This is a genomic window from Nocardia sp. No.11 (genome assembly GCF_038752175.1).
GTDB lineage: Bacteria > Actinomycetota > Actinomycetes > Mycobacteriales > Mycobacteriaceae > Nocardia > Nocardia canadensis.
Window position 1 is genome coordinate 1 of record NZ_JBCGFB010000010.1, and the last position, 23,321, is coordinate 23,321.

Genomic DNA, 23,321 nt, shown 5'->3' on the forward strand with positions numbered 1-23,321 from the left:
CCCGGCACCGTGCTGCCCGCGCTGAGCACCGCCGCCGCGGCCGAGGGCGCGACCGTGCACGCGGTCACCGGGATCGAGGCGCTGGCCGAGGCCGCGGCGCTGCTCGGCGCCAGCGACCGGGTCCGCTACCTGACCCCGCAGCTGCACGCGCAACTCTACGGCGAATTGCGCTGGCCGGGAGAGGATGTCCGCACCGGTATCGACGTGCGCACCCTCGACCCGGCGCCCGACGAACTGGCCAAACTCCAGGTCGGCAGGCGCACTGATGTGATGGATCGGCTGCGCGAGTGGTCGGCGGGCAACGCGCTGGGCGAATTCACCGTCGATCGGGTGCGTTCTAGCTCGGCGTTGGTGGCGATCGGTTTCCGCGCGCGAGCAGCGGGTACACCTGATCTGGCCGACTACGCGAGGGCTGGTGCCGCAGTGGAAAGGGTGTGGCTACGGGCGCAACTACTGGGGCTGGCGGTGCAGCCGGTGTCCCCGGTGTTCCTCTATGCCGACCGGCGCGAGGATTTGCGCATCGTTTCTTCCGAGTTCACAGATACACTTGCCAACATTCAGAGGCTTTTCCAGGACCTGCTGGGGATCCCTGAGGATGAGAACGTGGCATTGGTTCTTCGTCTGAGCTACGCCGCGGCTGCGAGCGTTCGCAGTCGACGGTTGCCGGTGCCCGGCGGTAGGAACGACGGATAGCGCGGATCGGAGACAACGTGCCTCGGCAAACGCTCGACTCACTGGTGACCCAGGTCGCCTCCGAGTTGATGGGTGTCGACGCCACGACCATGGTGTCGGCGAGCGAGCGGGTGCTCGCCTCCCTCGTCGAGCATTTCGACGTCGACGTCAGCTATCTGCGCCACACCGATCGCGCCAAGCGCGCGACCGTGCTGGTCGCCGAATGGCCGCGCCGCCCCGACGTCCCCGATCCCGACCCGCTGCACACGGTCGAGTTCGAGCACGCGGATTCGGTGTTCCGTGCCCTCGAGTTCGCCACCGAACCGCTGATCGTGCGGCCCGGCGCCGACAGCGACGACTACCAGGAGACGATCCGCAAGTCCTCGGGCATTCCCGAGGTGGCCATGGCCTGCGTGCCGCTGGTCTCGCGCGGCGAGTCGACCGGCGTGCTCGGTTTCGTGAAGATGGGCGACCGGGCCTGGTCCAAGCGGGAACTCAACGTGCTCAAGGCCATCGCCGCGCTGTTCGCCCAGTTGCAGGCGCGCGTGGTCGCCGAGGAGAAGCTGCGCTACATCGCGCTGCACGACGATCTGACCGGGCTGGCCAACCGCCGCGCCCTGCTCGAATACATGGAGGAGCGGCTGCGCGCGGGCGAAGCGGGCCCGGTCGCCACCTTCTTCCTCGACCTGGACCGGCTCAAGGCGCTCAACGACTTCCTCGGCCACAGCGCGGGCGACAACTTCATCCGCACCCTCGCGCGCCGGCTCAAACAGAACCTGGAACCCGGCGACATGATCGCCCGGCTCGGCGGCGACGAGTTCGTCATCGTGCCCGCCGCGCCGATGGACGCGGTCGCCGCCGAACTGGAGGCCACCCGGATCCAGCAGCTCATCGGCCGGCGGGTCTCGGTCGGGCAGGAATCGGTCAGTCGCGGGGTGAGCGTCGGTGTGGCGCTGGGCATTCCGGGGGAGACCTCGGTGTCGGACGTGCCCGCCGCGCCGATCACGCCCTGCTGTCGGCGAAGTCCGGCGGCGGCAACGGCGTCGCGGTGTTCACCGACGCCATGCGCGCGCAGTTCGAACTCCAGGACGACGTCGAGCTCAACCTGCGCAGCGCGGTGTCCGACGGCTCGCTGGTGCTGCACTACCAGCCCGAGGTCGACCTGCGCACCGGCCGGATCGTGGCCCTGGAAGCGCTGGTCCGCTGGCAGCACCCCACCCGCGGGTTGTTGCCGCCCGGCGCCTTCGTCTCGGTGGCCGAGGCCACCAACCTGGCCGGTGAGCTCGGCCGCTGGGTGATCCGGTCGGCCTGTTCGCAGTTCGCCGACTGGCGCCGCCGCGGGCTGGCCGCCAATGTGGTGATCCGGATCAATGTGTCGCCGGTGCAGCTGGTGAGCGCCGATTTCGTGGAGCGCATCGAGGACATCCTGCGGCTGTTCGGGATCGACGGCAGTTCGGTCTGCCTGGAGATCACCGAGCATGTCGTCGTGCAGGATCTCGTGCGCACCAGGCTCACCCTGCGCGGACTCAAGCGGATGGGCGTGCAGATCGCCATCGACGACTTCGGCACCGGCTACAGCTCGCTCTCGCACCTCAAGGCACTGCCGGTCGACGCGGTGAAGATCGACCGCGGTTTCGTGCAGCGCCTCGGCGACAGCAACGACGACCTGGCGATCGTGAAGTCGATCATCGGCCTGGCCGGCTCCTTCGGGCTCGGCGTGGTCGGTGAGGGCGTCGAGACGCCGATGGCGGCCAGGACCCTGGTCGGGCTCGGCTGCTACCGCGCGCAGGGCTTCCTCATCGCCCGGCCGATGCCCGCCGAGGAAGTCGAAGCGCAACTGCGGGAAGGGCGCATTCCCCTCGACCTCGATCTGCCACGCGCGGGACGCGGCGTGGCACCGAACTGATCGTGACGATATCGGCAGGCGGATGGCTGCTGGTGGAGACCCTTGCCGGGGAGCTCGCGCCGACGCTGGTCGCGGTGGACGCGCACGCGCGCGACTGGCTCCCGCCGTCGCGGTGGTCGCGCGCGCTCGGCCCGACCCGCGCCCGGCTGCTGCGCGAGGCGGTGGACCGGTGCCGGGACCGCGGCGAATCCACCCGTGAGGTCGTCGGTGCGACGCTGGTGCTCGCCGAACCGGTGCGCTGCGCGTTCGGCGGCATCCACGGCGTGCAGGTCTGGACCGGCCCTGCCGACGCGCCGGTGCGGCCCCGCCGCCGGGTCGCGGCCTGGGATTGGGACGCCATCACCGAACTGGCCCATCACGGTCCCGGCCTGGAGGAACTCGTCTTCGCCAGGGCACCCGAGCACGTGCGGGTGATCCGCACCCCGCCCGACGCGTTCGGCCGGATGGTCCGCTTCGACGGCCGGGTCGACTACTTCGCGATGGCCACCGAGCTGGCGCCGGGCGGCCGGTGGCAGGGCCAGGTCGACATGCTCGGCGACGACGAGTGTCCTCGCCGGTTCCAGATGATCACCAGGGCCAACCCCGGCGCGCGCCGGGTGAGCGCGCTCATGCACGCGATCCCCGAACTCGACGACGACGCCGCGGCGGTCGACCCCGACATCACGATGCTGCGCGCGGTCTCCCAGCGCAGCGGCGTCGGCGTCGGCCTGATCCTGCTGTCCTCCGCCCTCATCTACGAGTGGGCGGGCGACCCACCACCCCCACTGGACCGCTGGGCGGTGGAACGCCCCACCGTCGACCCGATCGACCTCGCCGCCCTGCAAGCCGCCTGCGCCGACGCCGCCCTGCGCCCCGGCACCTCCCGTCGCCTCGCGCTGCGCGTTCGCTTCGCCGAGTCCGAATGGATCCGCGCCCACGCCGAACTGGTCACCATCACCACCGCCGCCACCGGCCACGGCCTGCTCCGCGTCTGGTCCGACGACTCGCCGGAGTCCGGTTAGCACACATGGCCGCTGGGCTTCGGGCCGCGTTGGAACGTTCGATAGCCCTGACTTTCCTATTTGCCGGGCGAAATCGGCTGGGGTGGTTGCTGAATGTAGGGGTCGGGTCGGAACGGTTCGCAGGTGCGGCGCGCGGTCTCGTTGTAATCTACGTCGGAGTTATTCATGACCAGCAATCTGGGCGTAGCCGAATTGTCGCCGGACCCGGATTTCTCTGTTGTTGATGCCACTGTTGAGCGGACAACGCGATAAGACTCGTTTGGAGAGCTCAAAATAAGTTCTCCGTCGTTGCCCATCTTGTATACCCCGGGGGTATCGTACTCGCAAATCGTGACCGTCCACTGGGAATCGGATTCCTTACCGACCCCGACCGCCCGGAAAAGTCGTCCTCCTGTTTCGGGAAGTGTTCGATGGTCAAGCGGCAGTGGTTTGTTCGTGTGACCGACGCGGGCATTGATTCCGGGAAGGAGGGACTCGTCCTCATGGGAAGCGATCCAAGTGCGTTCCAAAGACTCCACCTCGAGGGCGAATCTGGCAACCTCTGAATCCCGCTCGTTCATGGGGGACGCGATCTCCCAGGCGAATTGTATGGGGGGGTAGGGAAAGGATGGGATCGGTACGGTCGAACTGGCCGCGGTAGAATTTGTTGAAGCGGGCTGAGGAGAATCGGTAGAGCAGGATGTCGTCGCAAGAGCGGTTGCCAGGAGCGCCGTTGCCGCCGTAATCGTGTTGGTCCGCATACGTCACTTCTTCTCGGTTGTCGATTGTCCGGTCCGGATTACTTCCAAACTGGAGCCGGATTCGCCGGCGCCGGTAACGGTTTCTATTCCATGAGCCGTCTTGTAGTCGGACAGCGGCTCTTCGAATCCTTGCGCATTCAGATAAGCGACAACGTCGGCGATCGATTGGTTCGAAATTGGGCTGTTCATGTCGAGCGGTCGACCGGTGGTGGGATCGAGCAGAGGTGCGTCGCCGAGTTGGTTTTGTTCGTATGCGGCGTTCAGGATTGCCTGCTGGAAATCCCTGTAAGCCTGCGCATTCATCCTGGCCTCGTTGGGGTACTCGACCTCCAACGTCTCGGGCTTGTCTATGTATTGCTCGATCATGCTTTCGACGACACCTTCGCCGAGCATTGCCGCGACCTTCTTACCTCCCTCGACGCCGGTGGCGGCCCCCAGTCCGTGGCTGTCCTGTGTGAGGCCTTTTGCGTAGTCCAAGCCGACATCGACGTTTGCCATCAGGATCTGGTCGACGAGCTTGGCGGCAGCCTTCTTGTTGTCGTAGATCTCCTGCTGGATGTTGTTGTGTTCCTCGACGGTGTTCTGGTCCTGGAAGGTGAGCGCGTTGGCTGCCGCGTTGGAAATCCGGGCGTCCAGGTGTGCAAGCTGTTCGATGGTTTTTGTCCCCAAGTATTCGCCCGGCCGCATCTCGGTCTGTGAGAATGCGCCGTTCAAGATTTCCGATTCGTACGCGGAACGGGCGACCTCGAGAGTCAGGCGACCTTCATCGGACTGGCTCGACAGATAGAGTAGGCGGTTCGCGTCGACGAGTTCGAGGTGTGCTTCACCAGGGTCGGACAGGAAGGTCGTCGTCGCATACTGTTCGCCATCGATCCAGGCATCGATGTTCGATCCCATGGCGGTGGACAGCGCTCGGGAGAGTTCGGGATTATTCACGAACCCCATCTCGGTCTTCTTGAACTCCTCCACATCGATCCCGCCCGAGCGATTGCGGTCGGGCTTGTTGTCGTCCGGATCGTCGACGTCCTCACGCGGGGTGAGGATATCGGGCAGGTGGGTGAGAGCTTCGCGGGCCTGAAGTGCGTCGGTGGTCAGCTTGCCGTCTGCGCCGACTTCGTGAGACTCGGTGCCGATCCACTTGATCATGTCGCCGGCGGCGGCGCCGTTGTCGACCCAGTCGTGCTGGAAGATCCCTTGGATGACCTGCGGGTCGTACTTCTCATAGCTCTGGCCTGGGACGTCCTTGCCGAAGAGTTCTTCGCTGCCGTTGCCGGTCAACAGCGCGTAGCTGCTGTCGTTGTTGCGGGCGCCCACGGACAGCAGATCGGCGGCGCTGTGCTCGTTTCGGGACAGCCATTCCGGCTCGTTGGGGTCGCCGGTGTAGTTCTGATATCCGCCGTTGTCGTTGATGAACGCCAGATTGGCGGCCTGGCGATCGAGTTCGACACCGAACCGTTCACCGGGAATATAGGCCTGGTCGGAGGCCGCGAGGAACTGCCCGAATCCGCGCATGTCCTTGGTGTATTCCTGGACACCGGCCCACTCGTCCATGTTCGGCCCGAAAAAGCCCGACCGGTAGTCGTCGGGCAGGTCGCGGGTGTTGCCGTCGGGGCTGTCGTTGAAACCCGGCCGGGTGCCGATGAGTTCGCGGACTTCGGGATGGAGTTGGTCCCAGCCGCCGCGTTCGGTGATCGCTCCGGTGCTGTCGCGGGTGACCACGTCCTCGTTGCTCAGGGTGAGCAACCCGTCCGCGAGGTTCTTACGGAGTTCGAGCGACTCCGGAGAACCGTTCACAACGAGGCGGTCGGCGAGGTCGATCAGGCCGTCGCGACCAGCTTTGTCGTAGAGGTTGCTCAGGTAGTCCATTGTCGATGCCGGGACCGTGACTTCCTGGCCGTTCGCCAGCGCCTCGAGTTGCTCGGGGGTGAGTCCGGCTTGGTCGAGGCGGGCACTGATCTGAGCGATCTCCTCGTCCGACAATTTGCCATCGGCGATGGTCTCGCCGTCCTGGCGGCCGAGCGCCGCCACATCGACCGTCGTCGCAGTCGGCACGTCCAAGCCGTTGCCGAGTTGATCGCCACGCACTCGGACCTCGTCCGAAGCAGTGTTGATCGCGGCGATCGTTTCCCCGACTGCCGCCAGCAGGCTCGTCTTCGCGGTATCGATCAGACCTTGATGGTGGGTGATCCGATCCTTGACCTTCTGTTTCTGCTCGTCGGTGTAGTCGGACTCGGTGTAGGGCTTGGTGGACACCTTCCAGCTGTCGTCGACTGTCAGGCCGACGGGCGACTCGGTATCGTTCTCCGCATCCGAGACCCGGCGGAGCAGCGCATTACGCTCACCGGCAATCCGCGAGTCGGCGTTGCGCAGCGCCGTGGTGATATCGCGAATCTCGATGGCCAGCCTGCGACCTTGGTCGTTCTCCTCGTGGAAACGGTCGTAGGCGGCCAGATAGGCCGCGCCCTGCCAGGTCGTGCCCTGGAAATGAGTCAGCGTCGAAGCGAGCTGGGTTTCGTAGGCAGTGGTGTCGTCTTCGAGCTCCTGAGCCCATTCCGACAGCTTCTCCGGTTTCCACGCCTCGACATTGTTACGGGTCGCCATCAGCCGACGCTCCCGGTGGCGAAGAAGTCCATGACCTCGAGCCGGTTCTTGAATTCCTGGTCGGTGGTCTGGACGTTGTCGGCGCACTGATTGACGATGCCCGCCAGCTTTCGCATCCGCTCGGCGATCCGCAGCCACGCACCCTCGGAGTACTCGCCTGCCTTCGCGCACGCAGCCCCGATCTCGACACCGGGGAAGGACTCACCGATCTTGTCGCCGCTGGTCCGGACATCGATCTTGTCGATCTCCTCGCCGACCGAAGTGACCGTTGTGGCGAGCTTCCTCAACTCGTCAATATCGACTTGCAACACGTGACGCAATCCCCCTCCGGCAAACAAGCCTGAACTTTCAGTCGGTCGACTCTACAAGATTCGTCCAGTTCCTCTGGGCGCCCGAGTGTCGATCTCTTTCCCCGGTGTTCACGTACCGTTCCACGGCCCGGTTCCGGAGTGCACCCGTGTCGCTGAACGATCGGGAGGGTGCGCATCGTGCAGCTCGCCAACTTCTACGGCCCGCGATCGGGCGGGTTGCGTACCGCGCTGCACCACCTCGGGGAGGGGTATGTGGCGGCGGGGCACGAAGTGGTGTTGATCGTGCCGGGGGCGCGGCGCAGTGAGGAAATGCTGCCGACCGGGGCATTGCGCATCACCTTGCCCGCCGTGGCTATTCCGTGCACCGGCGGGTATCGGGCGGCCGATCCGCGGCGGGTCGCCGATGTGCTCGGTGGGTTGCGGCCCGACGTGCTCGAGGTGTCGGATCGGCTCACGCTGCGCGGGTTCGGGCGCTGGGCCGGGCGGCGCGGGGTGGCGAGTGTGATGATCTCGCACGAGCGGCTCGATCGGCTGCTCGGTCAGTTCCTGCCGGGGCCTGCCGCGCGCCGGTGCGCCGATGTCGCCAACCGCCGCACCGCCGACGACTACGACATGGTGGTGTGCACGACGGATTTCGCGCGCGAGGAGTTCCAGCGCATCGGCGCGCCCAATGTGGAGTTGGTGCCGCTGGGTGTCGACCTGGACCTGTTCAGCCCGCGTCGTCGGGACCGTAGGCTGCGCGCCGACCTCGGGGTCGACGGGTATCCGCTGCTGGTGCATTGCGGGCGGTTGTCGGTGGAGAAGCGGGTCGACCGCAGTATCGAGGCGGTGGGCGCGCTGCATCGGGCCGGGCTGCCCGCGCGATTGGTCGTCGCCGGTGACGGTCCCCGCCGCGAATCGCTCGAACGCCGCGCCCGCACCCTGCCCGCGCTGCCCGGCGGCGCGCCGTCGGTCCACTTCACCGGCTTCATCAGCGACCGGTCCATGGTCGCGAAACTGCTTGCCACAGCGGATGTCTCACTCGCTCCCGGCCCGCACGAGACCTTCGGCCTCGCCGCGCTGGAAGCCCTGGCCGCGGGCACCCCGGTCGTCGCCAGCCGCTCCTCGGCGCTGGCCGACATCGTCACCGCCGAATGCGGCGCCATCGCCGCCGACCGCCCCCGCGCCTTCGCGCAGGCCGTCACCGATGTCCTGGCCATGCCGACCTCGGGCCGCCGCAAGGCCGCCCGCACCCGCGCCGAACAGTTCACCTGGCCGCGCGCCGTCGCGGGCATGCTCGCCGTCCTCGACCGCTGACCCGGACCGGCGGGCCACCCGGTCGGCTGGGCCGGACCGGCGCGCAACCTGGTCGGCTGGGCTGTGCTGTGATCGCCGCCCGGCGGACTGGGCCGGTGCCGTGATGCCACCTGGCCGACTGGGCCGTGCCGTGATCGCCACCCGGCGGACCGGGCCGTGCGGTGATCGCCACCCGCCGACCAGGAGTGGAACCGCGCGTGCTGACACCCCCGAACGCCGTGCGGTGCGGTGGTTCAGCTCTCGCTGCGGGCGGCCAGAACCGCTTCGTACAGGTCTTTCCTGGAGGCGCCGCGCCCGGCCGACACCTCGGCGCAGGCGTCCTTGAGCCGCAACCCGGACTCGACCAGGGCCTCCACCTCGGCGACCAGGTCGGCGGGGTCGGCCGAGACCGGCTGCGCTCCGGCGAGCACCACGGTGATCTCGCCGCGCGCGCCCTCGACGGCCCAGGCGGCCAGCTCGCCGAGCGTGCCGCGCACGACTTCCTCATAGGTCTTGGTGAGTTCGCGGCAGACGGCCGCGCGCCGGTCGGGGCCGAGCACGGTGACGGCGTCGGCCAGGCAGTCGGCCAGCCGGTGCGGCGCTTCGAAGAAGACGCAGGCGCGCTGTTCGGAGGCCAAGGTGCGCAGCCACTCGCGGCGCTGGCCGCCCTTGCGCGGGGCGAAACCGTCGAAGCAGAACCGTTCGACCGGCAGCCCGGACAGCGCGAGCGCGGTGGTGACCGCGGACGGGCCGGGCAGGCAGGTGACCGGCAGATCGCGCTCGACGGCGGCCGCGACCAGACGATAGCCGGGGTCGCTGACCGACGGCATGCCCGCGTCGGTCACCAGCAGCACGGTCAGCCCGCTCGCGAGGTCGTCGAGCAGGGCGGGGATGCGGGCGGTTTCGACATGGTCGTAGAAGCTGACCACCCGGCCGGTGATCTCCACGCCGAGCGCCTTGGCCAGGGCCTTGGTCCGGCGGGTGTCCTCGGCGGCGACCACATCGGCCGAGCCGAGCGCGTCGCGCAGTCGCTGGGACGCGTCGCCGATGTCGCCCATCGGTGTAGCCGCTAAGACCAACACAGTGTCGCCCAGCCTCTCCGGTAGTTTGGGTCATTCTGTCAGGCGAGCGGGTCGCGCCGGTTCGCGCGTCGGAGGAGGGGGACAAGTGTCGGGTCGGACATCGCTGGGCGCACCGCCTACGATCGGGGCGTGATCCCGGTGACCGAAACGCGTGCGCTGCCACCGTCACGGCCCGCCTCGGCGCTGGTCGGTCCGGCTCCGCTGCGACCCGCCCCCGATTTCGGCCCGCTCGACACCGCGCGCGGCTGGGCGGTCACCCTGGTCCTCACCGCGATCGCCGCGATCACCCGCTTCGCGAACCTGAACTATCCGACCGACGCGCGCACGCCCGTCTTCGACGAGAAGCACTACGCGCCGCAGGCCTGGCAGATGGTCACCGGCGGCGGCGTGGAGGACAACCCCGCCTACGGCCTGGTGGTGCACCCGCCGGTCGGCAAGCAGTTCATCGCGATCAGCGAGGCCCTGTTCGGCTACAACGCGTGGGGCTGGCGCGGCACCGCGGCGCTGGCGGGCACCGTGCTGGTGCTGCTGGTGATTCGGATCGTGCGGCGCATGTCGCGCTCGACGCTGATCGGCGCCTTCGCCGGCATCCTGCTCATCGCCGACGGGCTGACCTTCGTCTCCTCCCGCATCGGCATGCTCGACATCTTCATGGCGCTGCTGGTGACCGCCGCGTTCGGCTGTCTCATCGTCGATCGCGACGACGTGCGCGAACGCCTGGCCCGCGCGGATCTGGCGGGCCGGGTGGGGATCACCGACTGGGGACCGCGACTCGGCGTGCGCTGGTGGCGCTTCGGCGCGGGCGTACTGCTCGGACTGGCGTGCGGCACCAAGTGGTCGGGCATCTACTTCATCATGTTCTTCGGCCTGCTCAGCGTGGCCTTCGACGTGCGTGCCCGGCGCGCGTACGGGGTGCGCAGACCGTGGGTCGGCACGCTGGTCCGCGATGTCGGGCCCGCGCTGTACGCGCTGGTCGTCATCCCGCTGGTGGTGTACCTGTCCTCGTACTGGGCCTGGTTCGCCAGCGAGTCCGGGGTGTACCGGTACGCGGTCGGCAATCAGATCGGCACCGACGGCCCGTTCGCGTTCCTGCCCGACGCGCTGCGCTCGCTCTGGTACTACCAGGGCGAGACCCTCGACTTCCATTCCAGCCTGACCAATTCCGCGGGCAACCACCATCCGTGGGAATCCAAGCCGTGGACCTGGCCGATGGGCCTGCGCCCGATGCTCTACTACTACGCCGACGGCACGGTGACCGGCTGTGGCGAGGCGCAGTGCGTCAAGGCCGTGATGGCCGTCGGCACGCCGGCGCTGTGGTGGCTGGCGCTGCCCGCCCTCGGCTGGATGCTGTGGCGCTCGGTCGTGCGCAGGGACTGGCGCTACGCGGCGGTGCTGGTGGGGTACGGTGCGGGCCTGCTGCCGTGGTTCCTGACCCTGGACCGGCAGATGTACTTCTTCTACGCGGTGGTGCTCGCGCCGTTCCTGGCGATGGGCGTCGCGCTGATCCTCGGCGACATCCTCGGGTCGGCCCGGCCCGCCGGGATACCGCGTAGTCCCACCGGCACCTATCTCCCGGCCCCGGTCAACGAGCGCTACGCCCTGGGGCTGCTGATCGTCAGTATCTACCTGGGCCTGGTGATCGCGAACTTCGTCTGGTTGTGGCCGATTCTCACCGCCCAGCCGATCAGTCCCGCCAGCTGGCAGGACCACCTCTGGCTCCCGAGCTGGCGCTAGGGGCGTGGGTCAGCTGTCCAGCGCGCGTCGGACGAAGTCGACCGCGTCGGAATCGGGCAGGCCGAGCCGCCGGATGGTCGCGACGTAGTCCACGGCCGCGCGACCGGCGATATCGCGGGTGGGGTCACCCGATGAGGCGATGAAAGAGCCCTGGCGGCCCCGGGTTTCGAGGACGCCGTCGGCCTCGAGCTCCCGGTAGGCGCGGGCGACGGTGTTCGGCGCGATGCCGAGATCGGCGGCCAGCGCGCGCACGGTCGGGATCTTGGTGCCCGCGCTGAGCGTGCCCGCGCGGACCTGTTCGATCACCGCCATGCGTAACTGCTCGTAGGGCGGTTGAGCGGAATCGGTGGACAGCTCGACGTGGAACACGCTCGCTCACACCTCGTCTCGGGCGAGGGGGCAGGACATGCAGCGCGGACCGCCACGGCCGGAGCCCAGCTCCGAACCCTGGATGGTGAGCACCTCGACACCGGCGTCGGTCAGCCGCGAATTGGTCATCTCGTTGCGTTCGTAGGCCACCACCACGCCCGGCGCCAGCGCCAGGGTGTTGTTGCCGTCGTCCCACTGCTCGCGTTCGGCGGTCGGCCCGTCGCGGCCGGTGTCGATCACCCGCAGCCTCGCGATCCCCATCGCGGCGGCCGCGGCGGGCAGGAACGGTTCGGGTCCGGAGATGCTGATCCGGTCCAGGTCGCCGCGCCCGGAGAAGCCGTCCTCGCGGCGGATCGTGAACGCCTGCAAGGTTTCCCGAACACCCGGGTACATCACCACCGCGTCGGTGTCGACCATCGTGCACACGGTGTCCAGGTGCATGGTGGCGCGGTTCTGCGCGATCGGCACCACCAGCACGGTGTGCGCGAGATCGTCGTCGAAGAGGCTGCGCGCCAGCGCTTCCGCGCCCGCCGGCGTGGTCCGCTCGCCGACGCCGACCGCGACCACCCCCGGCGCCAGCAGCAGCACGTCACCGCCCTCGATCGGCGCGGTGTGCGATTCGTAGGCGCGGCGCACGCCGAGGAAGCGGGGGTGGAAGGCGTAGACGAGATCGGTGATCGAGGTCTCGCGGATGCGGGCGGGCAGCGCGAGGGAGGTGATCGCCACCTTCGGGCCGACCCAGAACGAGGAGTCGCGGGTGAACAGCAGGTTGGGCAGCGGATCGATGACGAAATCGCCGCCGTGGTGCATCCGGCGCACCAGCGAGGTGGTGTCGGGGCCGAACGGCAGCTCGTCGAAGGTCATGCCCGCCATCAGGATGTCGGCGAGCTCGCGGGCCTCGACCTTGCGCAGCTCGGCCGCGAGCTGATCGGCCAGGCCGTGGCCCAGTCGACGGGCGTCGACGGCGGCGGAGATACCCTGGATCCTGGCCGCCCCGCTCACCGCGAGCGTCTCGGCGAGCAGGTCCGACAGCAGCAGTACTTCCACGCCGCGTTCGCGGAGCAGGGCGGCGAAGGAATCGTGCTCGGCTTGGGCGCGTTCCACCCACGGGATGCCGTCGAAGAGCAGCTGATCGTTGTTGCTCGGGGTGAGCCTGCGCAGTTCGTCGCCGGGCCGGTGCAGCAGCACCGTCCGGAGCGTGCCGACCTCGGAGGTGACGGCCAAGCGCGAGTCGGGGGCGGTTCCCATGCGGAAACCGTAATCCGCCGAGCGCGCCTCGGCACGGAAGACCCGCAGACCCGGCGGGTGCGGAGTCCAGCCGTTTTCGTACACGACACGAAAACCTCAAGTATTGTTGAGGGCGAAAACGGGAGGAGCGCAGATGACGACGGCCGATTGGCAAACGAAGGAGCTGACCCCCGGGCAGCTTTCCGATCGTAGTGGAGTTGCAGTGTCCGCGTTGCACTTCTACGAACGTGAAGGTCTCATATCGAGTCGTCGAACCAGTGGCAATCAACGGCGCTACGCTCGCGAAACGCTGCGCCGAGTGGCCTTCATCCGCATCTCCCAGCGCGTCGGCATCCCACTCAGTGAGATTCGCTCGGCGCTGGACCGGCTCCCCGAAGGGCGCACCCCCACCCGCCGCGATTGGGAGACGCTGTCCACCACCTGGCGCGAGGATCTCGACGATCGCATCACCCAGCTCACCCGCCTGCGCGACAACCTCACCGGCTGTATCGGCTGCGGCTGCCTGTCACTGGGCTCGTGCAAGCTCGTCAACGAGCACGACCGGCTCGGCGCGGAGGGGCCGGGCGCGCGTGTGCTCGACGTTCAGCTGAACTGCCCGCCGCGCTCCGGCTGCGTCTAGCCGGGTCCGCGGCGCGCGCGCCCGCGGTGCGGCATCATCGCGGGTATGACCTCTCTGGACGCGAAAGCCAAGACTCTGCTCGAACTGCACCAGCCCGGAAATCCGGTGGTGCTGCCGACCGTGTGGGACGCCTGGTCGGCGAATGTCGCTGTGGCCGCCGGTTTTTCGGGGCTGACGCTGGGTAGTCACCCGGTGGCCGATTCGGTCGGGCGCAGTGACGGCGAAGGAATGACCTACGACGAACTGCTCGCGCGGGTCACCCAGGTGACCGGGGCGGTGGACGTGCCGGTGTCGGTCGATATCGAGTCGGGCTACGGGCTCGAGCCCGCGCGGCTCATCGAGGGACTGCTCGCGGCCGGCGCGGTCGGGCTCAATATCGAGGACACCGTGCACAGCGAGGGCAAGCGGCTGCGCAGCCCCGAAGAGCACGCCGAGCTGGTGGGCGGGCTGCGCGCGGCCGCCGACGCGGCGGGCGTGCACGTGGTGGTGAACGCGCGCACCGATCTGTTCCTGCGTCAGGACGGGGACGAGGCCGACCGGGTCGATCGGGTGATCGCCCGGCTGCGACTGGCCGCCGACGCGGGCGCGGACTCGCTGTATCCGGTGGGCTGGCACGCCGACGACGTCCAGCGCAGGCTCACCGCCGAACTGCCGTTGCCGGTCAACGCGATCGCGCAGCCGGGGACCCCGGCCAAGGAGCACCTCGCCGGACTCGGCGTCGGCCGGATCAGCTTCGGGCCGCTGTTGCAGGCGGCGCTGGGCGTGGAAGCGGGCAAGCTGCTGGCCGCCTGGACCTGAGTCACGCCGGTGGCGCCCGGCGAGCGGGCGGGCGCCACGGCGTCCTACTCCTTGGGCTCGACGTAACGCGGGAACACCGGTTCCGGGGCGGGCAGGTCGATCCCGGGTACCAGCGGCGTGGCGATATCGGCGAAGGCGCGGCCGTCCTGGGCCAGCAGGTCCAGGATCTTGGCGGCCGAACCCGGCATCACCGGCTGCACCAGGATCGCCACGATCCGGACCACCTCGAGGGTGACGTAGAGGACGGTGGCCATCCTGGCCAGGTCTTCCTCGGTACCCGACTTGCGCAGCGCCCACGGGGCATTGGCGGAGAAGTACCGGTTGGTCTCGCCGAGAGTCAGCCAGATGGCCTCCAGCGCGAGGTGCATCTGCTGGGCGTCGAAATCGGCGCGGCAGCGCTCCAGCAGGGCGTTGGCGCGATCGAGCAGCGCCTGGTCGTCCGCGGTGAACGCGCCCGGAGCCGGCGCCTTGGCGTCGCAGTTCTTGTTGACCATGGTCAGGCTGCGCTGGACCAGGTTGCCGAACTCGTTGGCCAGGTCGGCGTTGATCCGGCCCGCGATGGCGTCGTTGCTGTAGCTGCCGTCCTGGCCGTAGGAGATCTCGCGCAGCAGGAAGAAGCGCACCTGGTCCAGGCCGTAGGTCGACACCAGGGCGAGCGGGTCGACGACATTGCCCGTCGACTTCGACATCTTCTCGCCCTTGTTGTACAGGAACCCGTGCACGAAGACGCGGTCCGGCAGTTCGATCCCGGCCGACATCAGGAACGCGGGCCAGTACACCGTGTGGAACCGGGTGATGTCCTTGCCGATGATGTGCACGTTGGCGGGCCAGAACTTCTGGAACGCCGCCGAATCGGTGTGCGGGAAGCCGACGCCGGTGAGGTAGTTGGTGAGCGCGTCGACCCACACGTACATCACGTGATCGGGGTGGCCGGGCACGGGGACGCCCCAGTCGAAGGTGGTCCGCGAGATCGACAGATCCTTCAGGCCGGCCTTGACGTAGCTCACGATCTCGTTGCGCCGGGTCGCGGGCGCGATGAACTCGGGCCGCTCCTCGTAGAGCGCCAGCAACTTGTCCTGGTACTCGGAGAGCTTGAAGAAGTAGTTCGACTCCTCGGTCCAGGTGACCGGGGTCTGGGTCTCGGTCGAGACGCGGGTCCCGTCGTCGAGGAGGGTGGTCTCCTCCTCGGTGTAGAAGGCCTCGTCGCGCACCGAGTACCAGCCCGAGTAGTTGCCCAGGTAGATGTCGCCGTTGGCGAGCATCTTCTCCCAGAGCGCGACGCTGGCGGCCTTGTGGTCGGCGTCGGTGGTGCGGATGAAGCGGTCGAAGGAGATGTCGAGCGCCTTGTCCATCGCCTCGAAGACGTCGGAGTTGCGGGCCGCGAGCTCCTGCACCGGAATGCCCTCGGTGGCCGCGGTCTGCTGCATCTTCTGACCGTGCTCGTCGGTGCCGGTCATGAAGAACACGTCGTAGCCGTCGAGTCGCTTGAACCGGGCCAGCGCGTCGGTCGAGATGTACTCGTACGCGTGCCCGATATGCGGCGCACCGTTCGGGTACGCGATGGCCGTCGTGATGTAGAAGGCGGGCGCCTCGGCGCCGTCGGGTGTGCTCACGACTGAGCCTCGCTGGCGCTCAGCTCAGTCCTGACCGCAGATGCGGCTGTGCTCGTCCGCTCGCTTCGCTCGCTCATGATGCGAACTACTGTAATCCGCGTGGCAAACCAGAATCGTCCGGCTCCGCCCCTTCCGCCGCCGCTCGCGCCCCTGATCGACGCGCACACCCACCTCGACGCGTGTGGCGCGACCGATGCCGCCTCGACCACGGCGATCGTGGATCGCGCGGCCTCGGTCGGTGTCGGGCACGTGGTGACGGTGGCCGACGATCTCGCCGCCGCGCAGTGGGCCGTGCGGGCCGCGCAGTGGGACCCGCGCGTCTACGCCGCGGTCGCGCTGCATCCGACCAGGGCCAACGCCCTCGACGACAAGGCCAAGGCCGAGCTCGAGTCCCTGGCCACCGACCCGCGGGTGGTCGCGATCGGTGAGACCGGCCTGGACTACTACTGGCCCGGCAAGCTCGACGGGTGCGCCGACATCGAGACCCAGATCGAGGGTTTCCGCTGGCACATCGATCTGGCCAAGCGCGTCCGCAAGCCGCTGATGATCCACAATCGCGAGGCCGACCACGACCTGCTCACGGTGCTGCTCGACGAGGGCGCTCCGGACACCGTGATCTTCCACTGCTTCTCCTCCGACGCCACCATGGCGCAGGCGTGCGTGGCCGAGGGGTATGTGCTCAGCTTCTCCGGCACGGTCAGTTTCAAGAACGCGCACGAGCTGCGCGAGGCGGCCCAGCTGGTGCCCGACGATCAGATCCTGGTCGAGACCGACGCGCCGTACCTGACGCCGCACCCGTATCGCGGTGCGCCGAACGAGTCGTACTGCCTGCCCTATACGGTGCGCGCACTGGCCGAGGTACGCGAGCAGGACCCGGACGAACTGGCGGAGATCACCACCGCGAACGCGCGCAGGCTCTACCGGATCCGCTGAGTCCGTTTCGTCCGGCCGGAAGGGGGCTGGACATCAAACGTGTTTCGGGTCACATTCACCGGTCATAGTCGTTATCTACCAGCGACGTCTATATCGAATCGTGACCTGCGATCCCGCTGATCGGGGCGCTCGGTGTTGTCCGAGGCAAACCTACTCGTTATCGTTCTGTAACCATGTCGGCTTTTGCGCGGATCAACTCGTCTCGCTCGCCGCTGCTGTACGCGGCGGTGGCGGCCATGCTGCTGATTCTCATGGTCGGTGCCTCCTTGGCCATCGTGAACCACAAGACGGTCGCCCTGGTCGTCGACGGTGAGCGGACCGAGCTGACCACCATGTCCCGCGACGTGCGCGCCGTCCTGGCCGACGCGGGCTACGAGCTCTCCGAGCACGACGCCGTGACCCCGGCCGCCGGGAGCAAGGTCGCCGACGGCGCCACCATCACGCTCAATCGCGGCCGCGAGATCACCGTCTCCGTCGACGGCGCCGAGCGCAAGGTGTGGACCACGGGTCTGACCGCGGGCGACGCGCTGGCGCAGATGCAGATCCCGGCCGACACCCATGTCGTGCCGACCCGCACCGAGAAGCTGCCGCTGGCCGGCGCCGCGCTCAGCGTGTACACCCCGCGCACGGTCTCGCTCGCCGACGGCGGCGCCGCCCCGGTCGACGTGCGCCTGGCCGCCGCCACCATCGGCGAATTCCTCACCGCCGCGGGCATTCCGCTCGAGGATCAGGACTTCACCGAGCCGGCCGCCGATACACCGCTCACCGAGGGCATGAAGGTCACCGTCACCCGGCAGCGCGTCGAACAGCGCACCGAGACCCTGCCGCTCGATCCCACCGAGCTGGTGATCGAGGACCCGACCATGAACATGAGCCGCACGGTCGTGGAGAACCCGGGCGTGGCCGGGCTGCACGAGGCGACCTTCGCCGTCACCCTGACCAACGGCGTCGAGTCCAGCCGCGTGCAGACCAACTCCAATGTCATCACCCCCGCCCAGCCCAAGACCATCCGCAAGGGCGCCAAGCCGGGCACCGAGGTGCCGCCGGTGCGCGACGGCGCGATCTGGGACGCGCTCGCGCGCTGCGAGTCGACCGGCAACTGGGCCATCAACACCGGCAACGGCTACTACGGCGGCATCCAGTTCGACCAGAGCACCTGGGAGCGCCAGGGCGGCCTGAAGTACGCCCCCCGCGCCGACCTGGCCACCCGCGAAGAGCAGATCGCCATCGCCGAGGTCACCCGCGCCCGCCAGGGCTGGGGCGCCTGGCCCGCGTGCACAGGACGCCTCGGCCTGAGCTGAGTTGCCGGAGCGCTGGCGCGCTCGAGCCGCGGCCCCTTGTGTCCCGTCGATCAGGCACCGTTGCTTGCTCCTTCGTCGCGGACGCAACGGCGTCTGATCGACGGGACGGCCGCGACGGCCGACTACGTCGGCCTGCCCCTCCTCGGGGTCGGGGCGGGTGGAGCTGGGTGGGTGGGATGGGTATCTATCCGGGGTTGTTCGGCGGGTCGGGTTGACCCGGGGAGTTGGCACGGTAGGTTGCACTCGTTTCGCCGGGTCTGTGTCTCGTGCGTTGTCCCGGCTCGTCGAGTCGAGGGTGGTTGTGATGCGTGGGGTTTCGGCCTGGCGGCGGGTGGCTGTCGCGATCGTGTTGGCGGCCGGTGCCGGGGTGTGCGTGCCGATGACGCCCGCGCACGCGCAGACGCCGGGGACGGTGATCGCGGTGATTCCGCAGGCCGACGGATTCCACGGGATGTCCGGCGCACAGGTCATCGACTACTGGACCCGGGGTGTCGGCGGGGTGACGCAGCCGGCGAGCGGGGCGCTGTATCTGCCCGAGGGTGACGCGCCCGCCGGCGGCTGGCCGGTAGTCGCCTTCGACCACGGGACGACCGGGCTCGGCGCGGGCTGCGGTGGGCAGTCCGATCCGGCGGGCGCGCCCTGGCCGGAGTCGCAGGCGCCGCAGGACGAGTTCCTGCGGCATCTGGTGGCGCAGGGGTATGCCGTCGTCGCGCCGGATTACCTGGGGCTCGGGCGGTTCGACACGGGGCCGCATCCGTATCTGGGCATCGACACCGAGGCCACCGCCACTCTGGACCTGCTGCGGGCGGCGCGTTCGGTGCGCTCGGATCTGTCGCCGGTGTGGGTGGCGGCGGGCATGTCGCAGGGCGGGCAGGCCGCGCTCGGCACCGGCCACCGGCAGGCGAGTTACGCGCCGGAGCTGGACTTCCGCGGAACCATCGCCATCGACCCGGAATCCGATGTCGAGAAGGTGGCCACCCTGCTCGGGCCGGGTAATCCGGATCGGGTCAGCGGCGGCATCCTCGGTTTCTCGGTGAGTATTCTGGCCGGTCTGCGCGCGGCCAGGCCGGATGCGCAAGTCGACAGCTACCTCAGCCCGCTGGGACGCCAGGTCCTCGACGAGATCGGCACGCTGTGCCAGGACGCGATCGACGAGCGGGTCGCCGATCTCACGCTTGGTCAGTTGCTCACCCGCTCGCTCGGCGAGGAGCCGTTGCGCTCGGTGATGGCCGACTACATGGCCGTCCCGACCAGCGGCTACGACGCCCCGATCCTGCTGCTCGTCAACGCCACCGACCGCACGGTGCCCTCGCCGCTGCACGCCGCGCTGGCCGCCCAGTTCACCGCGAACGGTGTCGACTACACATCTGTCGTCGGTACCGGCAAACACTGTGAGCTGAACCCGGCGATGATCGCCGCGGTCGACGAATTCCTGGCCCGGGCGCGCTGATCTGCCCCACGCTCGCTCCATCGCAGGTCCTGAGCGGTGTCCTGGCTACCGATCGGCGAACTGTACGATCGTCCAGTTCGTTGCTCCCGATCGGCCGGAAAGGTCACCCCCTGATGCCGAAGACCCTGAGCCGCGCTGCCATCGCAGCCGCCGTCACCGCCGCCGCGCTGGTGAGCGCCACCCACGCGCCCGCTTCGGCGGAACCGGGCGGAGTGCTCGCTGTCGAACCGCGACCCGTGGGATGGCACGGGATGTCGCGTGGCTCGGTCGTCGAATACACGACCCTGGACTCGGCCGGCGTCGAGCGTCCCGTCAGCGGTGCGCTGTTCCTGCCCGAGGGCGACGCGCCCGCCACCGGCTGGCCGATCATCGCCTACGACCACGGCACCCTCGGCTCCGGGCCCGGTTGCGGCGGCCAGGCCGATCCCGATCTCGCGCCACTTCCGGTGAACCGCGCCGCCGAGGACGCGCTGATCCAGGGCCTGGTCGAGCAGGGCTTCGCCGTCGTCGCGCCGGACTACCTGGGGCTGGGCCGCTTCGACACCGGTCCGCACCCGTACCTCGAGGTGCGCAGCGAGGCCACGGCCACGATCGACCTGGTACGCGCCGCCCGGGCGGCCACGCCCGAACTCTCGCGCACCTGGAGCGTCGTCGGCGCCTCCCAGGGCGGCCACGCCGCGCTCGGTACGGCGCACCTGCAGGCGAGCTACGCACCCGAACTCGACTTCCGCGGCACCGTCGCCGTCGACCCGGCCTCCGATGTCGAGAAGGCGCTGCCGCTGCTCGGCCCGTGGTTCCCCGAGGCCGAGGGCGCCGCGGGTCTGTCGGCGTTCACCGTCAGCATCCTGGCCGGGCTGCGCGCCACCCATCCCGAGGCGGAGGTGGACTCCTACCTCACGCCCAAGGGCAAGGAGATCGTCGATGCCGCGGGCGGGCAGTGCATCGATGGGATCGTGGCCGATCTCGCCGGGCTCGGTCTGGGCGAGCTGTTCGCGCGGCCGCTGTCGGAGGGCCCGCTGCGGACCGCGCTCGCCGCGTACATGACCGTGCCGACCAGCGGATACGACGCCCCGATCCTGTTGCTGATCAACGCGACCGACGCGGTGGTGCCCTCGCCGCTGCACGCCGCGCTGGTCGCCCAATTCGCGGCCGGTGGTGTGGACTTCGAGGCGGTCACCGGTTTCGGTCAGCACACCGTGCTCAACCGGCAGATGAAGGACGCGCTCGCCGATTTCGTCGACCGCGTCCACCAGGCGCCGCCGCAGCGCTGAACCACGGGACCGATCCGGGCCCGAACCGCCTCGGCGACATCGGGTTCGGGTCGACGGGCGCACCGGGCGTGAATCTGTACACTCGTCCAGGTCCTGGTCGCCGGTGGAGAGATGGATCCGTGCTGAAGAACCCGATCCGCGCGACGGTGGTCGCCGCAGTCACGGCGTGCGCGCTCACCGCCGCCACCTTCGCCCCCGCCGCGGCGCAGTCGCCCGGCTCGCTTATCGCCGTCGAGCCGAAACCGGCGGGCTGGCACGGCCTCGCGCGCGGGTCGGTCGTCGAGTACTGGATGACCGACTCGGCCGGCGTCGCGCGCCCGGCCAGCGGCGCGGTCTATCTCCCGGACGGTGAGGCCCCGGCCACCGGCTGGCCGATCCTGGCCTACGACCACGGCACCTCGGGCTCGGGTCCCGGCTGCGGCGGCCAGGCCGACCCCGAACTGGCGGCGCTGCCGCAGCATCGCGCCGCCGAGGACGCGCTGATCAAGCGATTCGTCGATCAGGGCTACGCCGTGGTCGCCCCGGACTACCTGGGCCTCGGCCGTTTCGAGACCGGCCCGCACCCGTATCTCGAGGTGCGCAGCGAGGCGACCGCCACCATCGATCTGGTCCGGGCCGCCCGCGCCGCCGATCCCGGCCTGTCGCGCACCTGGAGCGTGCTCGGCGTCTCGCAGGGCGGGCACGCCGCCCTGAGCACCGGGCACGTGCAGCAGAGCTACGCCCCCGAGCTGGATTTCCGCGGCACCATCGCGGTCGACGCCGCCTCCGACGTGGAGAAGGTGCTGCCGTTCATCGGCCCCGAACTGCCGGAGATCCCGGTGCTGTCGGCGGCGACCTCGTTCGTCGTCAGTATCCTGGCCGGGCTGCGCGCCACCCACCCCGAGGCCGACGTCGACTCCTATCTGACGCCGCTGGGCAAGTCGCTCGTCGACGCGGCGGGTGAGCGCTGCCTGGACGAGATCATCGCCTCGGTCAAGGGCTTGTCGGCGCGTGAGCTGCTCGCCCGCCCGCTGACCGGCCTGCGCGATGTCCTCGCCGCCTACATGACCCTGCCGACCAGCGGCTACGACGCCCCGATCCTGCTGACCATGAACGTCACCGACACGATCGTGCCGTCCCCGCTGCACGCGGCGCTGGTCGCGCAGTTCGCCGCCAACGGCGTCGACCAGCAGGTGATCCCCGGCACGGGCACGCACGGCTCGGTCTCGGCGGAGCAGCGCGCGGCGATGGACGCCTTCCTCGCGCGTGTCCACGCCGCCCCGCCGCAGCGCTGAGCTGCTCGATCGGCCGGGTTGGTAGGTTCTAGCGGTGCCCGAACCAGAGATTCCCGCGCGCGGTAGCGCCGCATTGCTCGGTCCCGCCGAGGTGCGGACGCTGGCCGAACGTTTCGGCGTCCGGCCGACCAAACAGCTCGGGCAGAACTTCGTGCACGACGCGAACACGGTGCGCCGCATCGTCACCGCCGCGGGCGTCGGTCCGCGCGACACCGTGCTCGAGGTCGGTCCCGGTCTGGGCTCGCTGACCCTGGCGCTGCTCGACGTCGTCGACCAAGTGGTTGCCGTCGAGATCGACCCGGTGCTGGCCAACTACCTGCCCGAGACCGTCGCCGATCGCGCTCCCGGCCTGGTCGATCGCCTGCGGGTCGTCGAGGCCGACGCGCTGCGCGTGCGTCCCGACCAGCTGCCCGCCGAGCCGACCGCGCTGGTCGCGAATCTGCCCTACAACGTGGCGGTCCCGGTGCTGTTGCACCTGCTCGCGGTGCTGCCGAGCATCCAGGTGTCGCTGGTGATGGTGCAGGCCGAGGTGGCCGACCGGCTGGCCGCCGAACCGGGCAACCGGGTCTACGGCGTGCCGAGCGTCAAGGCCGGCTTCTTCGGCAAGGTGCGGCGCGCCGGCGCGGTCGGCACGCAGGTCTTCTGGCCGGTGCCGCGCGTCGAATCGGGCCTGGTCCGTATCGATCGCTACGCCGAGCCGCCGTGGCCGATGGACGAGGCGCATCGCCGTCGCGTGTTCGAGGTGATCGACGCCGCGTTCGCGCAGCGCCGAAAGACGTTGCGCTCGGCGCTGTCCGGCTGGGCGGGCTCGCCCACGGAGTCCGAGCGCAGGTTGGTGGCGGCCGGCATCGATCCGACCGCCCGCGGTGAGACACTCGACACCGCGGCGTTCGTCCGCCTGGCCACCCAGGGCTGATCCGCGAATCGCGGGCGCGCGCAGCCGAACCTCCAGTACACCGGCTGTTCATCGGGACTCACGCGCGCACCCTGTGAAAGCAATTGTGGACAACCGGTTTTCGCCGCCGCCGGAGTTGATCATGATGCACGAACGACGTCACCGGTCCGGGACGAAAACCACCGACGGCACGCCGCCGGACGCAGATGTGGATGACGCTGTGGATGA

18 protein-coding genes and 1 pseudogene are annotated in these 23,321 nt (G+C 69.1%); 13 read left to right on the top strand and 6 right to left on the bottom strand.

From position 1 onward, the window contains the following. The first annotated feature begins 9 nt into the window (after positions 1-9). The 3 genes and pseudogenes from V8688_RS05120 to V8688_RS05130 all read left to right on the top strand — a co-directional run bounded on the left by V8688_RS05120 (position 10) and on the right by V8688_RS05130 (position 3,579). A complete protein-coding gene (locus V8688_RS05120; protein WP_342800287.1) occupies positions 10-693 on the top strand; it encodes a hypothetical protein in 684 nt (227 codons plus the stop codon). A gap of 68 nt (positions 694-761) precedes the next feature. Continuing rightward, positions 762-2,578, top strand: a pseudogene (locus V8688_RS05125) (EAL domain-containing protein). 2 nt (positions 2,579-2,580) lie between these two features. Continuing rightward, positions 2,581-3,579 (top strand): GAF domain-containing protein, encoded by a 999-nt coding sequence (locus V8688_RS05130; RefSeq protein ID WP_342800288.1) that lies wholly within the window; start codon positions 2,581-2,583, stop codon positions 3,577-3,579. Between the two features lie 743 nt (positions 3,580-4,322). On the opposite strand, the gene V8688_RS05135 is transcribed toward V8688_RS05130, so the two are convergent. Then, positions 4,323-6,920, bottom strand: a complete 2,598-nt coding sequence (locus V8688_RS05135) for a hypothetical protein (RefSeq protein WP_342800289.1) — start codon at positions 6,918-6,920, stop codon at positions 4,323-4,325. Continuing rightward, complete coding sequence (locus V8688_RS05140; RefSeq protein WP_316576080.1) at positions 6,920-7,207, bottom strand: hypothetical protein; 288 nt, start codon at positions 7,205-7,207, stop codon at positions 6,920-6,922. The genes V8688_RS05135 and V8688_RS05140 overlap by 1 nt, the downstream gene beginning before the upstream one ends. 192 nt (positions 7,208-7,399) lie before the next feature. On the opposite strand from V8688_RS05140, the gene V8688_RS05145 reads away from it, so the two are divergent. Continuing rightward, on the top strand, positions 7,400-8,527 hold the full coding sequence (locus tag V8688_RS05145; protein ID WP_218717203.1) for a glycosyltransferase: 1,128 nt from the start codon (positions 7,400-7,402) through the stop codon (positions 8,525-8,527). Between the two features lie 233 nt (positions 8,528-8,760). On the opposite strand, the gene rsmI is transcribed toward V8688_RS05145, so the two are convergent. After that, a complete protein-coding gene (gene rsmI, locus V8688_RS05150; RefSeq protein WP_218717233.1) occupies positions 8,761-9,600 on the bottom strand; it encodes a 16S rRNA (cytidine(1402)-2'-O)-methyltransferase in 840 nt (279 codons plus the stop codon). Between the two features lie 117 nt (positions 9,601-9,717). Between rsmI and V8688_RS05155 the strand changes: the two genes are divergently transcribed. Next, the gene (locus V8688_RS05155) at positions 9,718-11,322 is read left to right on the top strand and encodes a phospholipid carrier-dependent glycosyltransferase (RefSeq protein ID WP_218717204.1); all 1,605 of its coding nucleotides are present in this window, start codon (positions 9,718-9,720) and stop codon (positions 11,320-11,322) included. Positions 11,323-11,331: 9 nt separating this feature from the next. Here V8688_RS05155 and V8688_RS05160 read toward each other — a convergent pair whose 3' ends face one another. After that, positions 11,332-11,691, bottom strand: a complete 360-nt coding sequence (locus tag V8688_RS05160; RefSeq protein ID WP_218717205.1) for a GntR family transcriptional regulator — start codon at positions 11,689-11,691, stop codon at positions 11,332-11,334. 6 nt (positions 11,692-11,697) lie between these two features. After that, on the bottom strand, positions 11,698-12,939 hold the full coding sequence (gene arcA / locus V8688_RS05165; protein ID WP_342800290.1) for an arginine deiminase: 1,242 nt from the start codon (positions 12,937-12,939) through the stop codon (positions 11,698-11,700). 133 nt (positions 12,940-13,072) lie between these two features. Here arcA and soxR point away from each other — a divergent pair, with 133 nt between their 5' ends. Continuing rightward, positions 13,073-13,558, top strand: coding sequence for a redox-sensitive transcriptional activator SoxR (gene soxR, locus V8688_RS05170; protein ID WP_218717207.1), 486 nt, complete (start codon positions 13,073-13,075; stop codon positions 13,556-13,558). Between the two features lie 45 nt (positions 13,559-13,603). Then, positions 13,604-14,356: an isocitrate lyase/phosphoenolpyruvate mutase family protein gene (locus tag V8688_RS05175; RefSeq protein ID WP_218717208.1), complete on the top strand. Its 753-nt coding sequence runs from the start codon at positions 13,604-13,606 to the stop codon at positions 14,354-14,356. A gap of 44 nt (positions 14,357-14,400) precedes the next feature. On the opposite strand, the gene metG is transcribed toward V8688_RS05175, so the two are convergent. After that, on the bottom strand, positions 14,401-15,969 hold the full coding sequence (gene metG / locus V8688_RS05180) for a methionine--tRNA ligase (RefSeq protein ID WP_342800291.1): 1,569 nt from the start codon (positions 15,967-15,969) through the stop codon (positions 14,401-14,403). Between the two features lie 78 nt (positions 15,970-16,047). On the opposite strand from metG, the gene V8688_RS05185 reads away from it, so the two are divergent. The 6 genes from V8688_RS05185 (at position 16,048) to rsmA (ending at position 23,114) form a co-directional block, all read left to right on the top strand. After that, positions 16,048-16,902, top strand: a complete 855-nt coding sequence (locus tag V8688_RS05185; RefSeq protein ID WP_316576078.1) for a TatD family hydrolase — start codon at positions 16,048-16,050, stop codon at positions 16,900-16,902. A 173-nt stretch (positions 16,903-17,075) separates the two neighbouring features. Then, positions 17,076-18,203, top strand: coding sequence for a resuscitation-promoting factor (locus tag V8688_RS05190; protein ID WP_218717211.1), 1,128 nt, complete (start codon positions 17,076-17,078; stop codon positions 18,201-18,203). A gap of 304 nt (positions 18,204-18,507) precedes the next feature. Beyond that, positions 18,508-19,653 carry an alpha/beta fold hydrolase gene (locus V8688_RS05195; protein ID WP_342800292.1) on the top strand — a complete coding sequence of 382 codons (1,146 nt, stop codon included), beginning with the start codon at positions 18,508-18,510 and terminating at the stop codon, positions 19,651-19,653. A 113-nt stretch (positions 19,654-19,766) separates the two neighbouring features. Then, entirely contained in the window at positions 19,767-20,924 is a 1,158-nt protein-coding gene (locus V8688_RS05200) for a lipase family protein (protein ID WP_342800293.1), read from the top strand. 119 nt (positions 20,925-21,043) lie between these two features. Continuing rightward, a complete protein-coding gene (locus V8688_RS05205; RefSeq protein ID WP_342800294.1) occupies positions 21,044-22,198 on the top strand; it encodes an alpha/beta fold hydrolase in 1,155 nt (384 codons plus the stop codon). Between the two features lie 34 nt (positions 22,199-22,232). Next, positions 22,233-23,114, top strand: a complete 882-nt coding sequence (rsmA, locus tag V8688_RS05210; RefSeq protein WP_342800295.1) for a 16S rRNA (adenine(1518)-N(6)/adenine(1519)-N(6))-dimethyltransferase RsmA — start codon at positions 22,233-22,235, stop codon at positions 23,112-23,114. Positions 23,115-23,321: the final 207 nt, after the last annotated feature.

Coding starts and splice junctions, on each gene's coding strand:
- V8688_RS05175 (WP_218717208.1), top strand. CDS start 13,604: ATGACCTCTCTGGACGCGAAAGCCAAGACTCTGCTCGAACTGCACCAG.
- V8688_RS05135 (WP_342800289.1), bottom strand. CDS start 6,920: ATGGCGACCCGTAACAATGTCGAGGCGTGGAAACCGGAGAAGCTGTCG.
- V8688_RS05185 (WP_316576078.1), top strand. CDS start 16,048: ATGCGAACTACTGTAATCCGCGTGGCAAACCAGAATCGTCCGGCTCCG.
- V8688_RS05190 (WP_218717211.1), top strand. CDS start 17,076: ATGTCGGCTTTTGCGCGGATCAACTCGTCTCGCTCGCCGCTGCTGTAC.
- arcA (WP_342800290.1), bottom strand. CDS start 12,939: ATGGGAACCGCCCCCGACTCGCGCTTGGCCGTCACCTCCGAGGTCGGC.
- V8688_RS05200 (WP_342800293.1), top strand. CDS start 19,767: ATGCCGAAGACCCTGAGCCGCGCTGCCATCGCAGCCGCCGTCACCGCC.
- soxR (WP_218717207.1), top strand. CDS start 13,073: ATGACGACGGCCGATTGGCAAACGAAGGAGCTGACCCCCGGGCAGCTT.
- V8688_RS05195 (WP_342800292.1), top strand. CDS start 18,508: ATGCGTGGGGTTTCGGCCTGGCGGCGGGTGGCTGTCGCGATCGTGTTG.